Raw genomic sequence first — 3017 nt, forward strand, 5'->3', positions numbered from 1 at the left:
GTACAATTCAGAATGATGATACCCCGCCACCGCCAACTCTGGCGATTGCAGCCACAGATGCCGAAAAAGCAGAAGGAGACAGTGGCACAACGGCATTTACTTTTACAGTAACCAGGTCTGGTGATACCACGGGTGCAACTGATGTAGATTATGCAATTTCCGGTGATGCTGATGCCACAGACTTTGGAGGTACGCTTCCTTCAGGTACAGTTAACTTTGCTGCGGGTGAAACGAGTAAAGAGATAACAGTTAATGTCTCTGGAGATACTAACTTTGAAACAGACGAAAACTTCACTGTCACCCTCTCAAATGCTACTGGTGGTGCAACAATTAGCACTGGAACTGCTGACGGTACGATTCAGAATGACGATACCGACACAGTAATATCTGGTACTAACAACACTCTTTACGACGGCACAAAAGGTGTAACTCCTAACAATGCAAATGCAACAGATAACGGTCAGTGGCTGGAACATTTGAATCTCCTTACCGATCCTGCCGTTCTACCTAATCCTTCACCAGTTCAAGACGAAACTATTACTGCTAATGCAACCCAATTAAACACTGCTGGCGACAATACCATTGTTGCTGGTTACAGCAACTACCATGACCACGACTTAAATCCTGCAACACCAACAGCATTAGTTAATTCTAGTTTCCCAACCCTGGATAATAGTCAGGGTTATATGGTCAACTTTACTATCCAAGTCAATTCAGAAACTAACAACGGTGACGACTACAACAGCGATGGTAAGCTTGACCGCGCAGGTTTCAGTGTTATTGCTGTTAGTAATAATAACGAGAAGGCGATCGAACTGAGTTTTGAGAGCGGTCGTATCTGGGCACAAGATGTTACTGGTACAGCTACTACCGATTTACTGCAAGCAGAAGGGGTGAGTTTAGATACTACCCAGAAGCGAGACTACAATGTTAAAGTTTCAGGAGATACCTACACTCTGTTTGCTGATGACACTCCTATTCTCAGCGGAGACTTACGAGACTATACAGGAGTCAACTTAGGTAATTTACCAAATCCTTATCAAACAGCGAATGGGATATTTTTAGGCGATCGGAATGATGATGCTGGCGCTCAGGTTGATATTTATGATGTGTCGGTGACAACTCCTACTGCTGAGAGTAGCGAACAAGTCGAGTTTGATTTCAACGGGGATAGCAAAGCAGATATTCTCTGGCGAAATGACACTACCGGAGAAAACCAAATCTGGGCAACTAATCCTACCAATATCCAAGGTCTTCCTAATCGTAGCAGTGATTGGAGTATCCCCCAAATAGGTAACTTTGATAACGATATTTCCATCGAAATACTCTGGCGTAATACCAGCAGTGGAGAAAATCAAATCTGGGATATTGATGGTACTACTCAAGTTAGCGGCTTACCTACTCGGAGTAGCCAATGGCAACCCCTACAAGTAGGAGACTTCGATGGCGACAATATTGATGAGCTATTATGGCGTAATACTAGCAGTGGAGTGAATCAACTCTGGGATGTGGATGGTACTACTCAAGTTAGTGGCTTACTCACCCGAAATAGCAATTGGACGCCAGTAGCAGTAGGAGACTTTGACGGCGACAACATAGATGAACTGTTATGGCGTAACAACAGCACTGGTCAAAATCAAATTTGGAATGTGGATGGTACTATTCAAGTTCAGGGATTACCTAATCGTAATAGTAATTGGGAAGTAGCTCAAGTAGGAGACTTTGATGGAGACAACATAGATGAGCTATTGTGGCGCAATAACAGCAGTGGTCAAAACCAAATTTGGGATGTGGATGGTACTACTCAAACCCAAGGATTACCTAATCGCAGTAGTAATTGGGAAGTAGTCCAAGTAGGAGACTTTGACGGGGACAACATAGATGAACTGTTGTGGCGCAATAACAGCAGTGGTCAAAACCAAATTTGGGATGTGGATGGTACAGCTCAAACTCAAGGATTACCTAATCGCAGTAGTAATTGGGAAGTAGCTCAAGTAGGAGACTTCGATAGTGACAACATAGATGAACTGTTGTGGCGTAATAACAGCACGGGAGAAAATCAACTTTGGAATGTAGATGGTACAGTGGGAATTAGTGGTATTTCATCTCAAGGAGTTAATTGGCAAGTTATTTGATCCGAATCATTTGTGTCAAAAATGATAGAGTTGGGATGATAAATATCTGAAACTATATAGGTATTTGAATATGTCAATTACTCAAAATCAGCCATTAGTTAGTGTTGTCATCCCAACCCATAATTCAGTAAAGTATATTTGTCAAGCTATAGAAAGTGTATTGCGTCAGACTTATGAACATTATGAAATAATTGTTGTGGATGATGGTTCTGACGACAATACCAACAAAATATTGCAACTGTATACAAATCGGATCAAATACTTTTACCAAGAAAATCAAGGAGTTTCCATAGCTCGTAATCAAGGACTCTACTATTCCCAAGGGGAGCTAATTGTGTTTTTAGATGCTGATGATTTTATGTTGCCACATAAATTAGAGCAACAAGTCCAGTGCTTTCAAAGCTATCCCCATGCAGGAATTATCCACAGTGGTTGGCATTTGGTTAATCAATATGGGGAGTTTTTTGCCAATGTAGAACCTTGGCAAAAAAATCCACAGTTGAACTTGGAGACTTGGTTACGTTGGAAGCCTGTCATACCCGGTCCAATGATGTTCAGTCGAGAATGGTTAAATTGTGTAGGTGGATTCGATCCTTCTCTAAAATATGCAGAAGATAAAGACCTAATATTTCGTCTAGCATTAGCAGGTTGTGACACAATTTGGTTATGCCAACCAACGATTTGTTATCGTCAGCATAGCACCAGTAAAAAAAGACGTAATATATTAGAAGTGCTAAAAGCTCAAAAATATGTACTAGAAAATTTTCTTGCTAGACCTGATATCCCAGAAAAAATCCGCCAAATAGAAGAAGAAATTCGTTATCATACATTATTGTGGATTGCTTGGTCTGCTTATAATTCAGGTCATTTCACAGAAAAATG

General features: G+C 41.1%; 2 protein-coding genes. Both read left to right on the forward strand.

The annotated features are described in order from the left end of the window. Positions 1–2135, forward strand: a 2135-nt coding sequence (locus F6K40_RS26360) for a choice-of-anchor Y domain-containing protein (RefSeq protein ID WP_293140067.1), incomplete at its 5' end; no start/stop codon positions are given. A gap of 70 nt (positions 2136–2205) precedes the next feature. Then, positions 2206–3017: glycosyltransferase family 2 protein (locus F6K40_RS26365; protein ID WP_293140068.1), on the forward strand; the 812-nt coding region annotated here is incomplete at its 3' end.

This window comes from Okeania sp. SIO3I5 (assembly GCF_010672085.1).
Classification (GTDB): Bacteria; Cyanobacteriota; Cyanobacteriia; order Cyanobacteriales; family Microcoleaceae; genus Trichodesmium.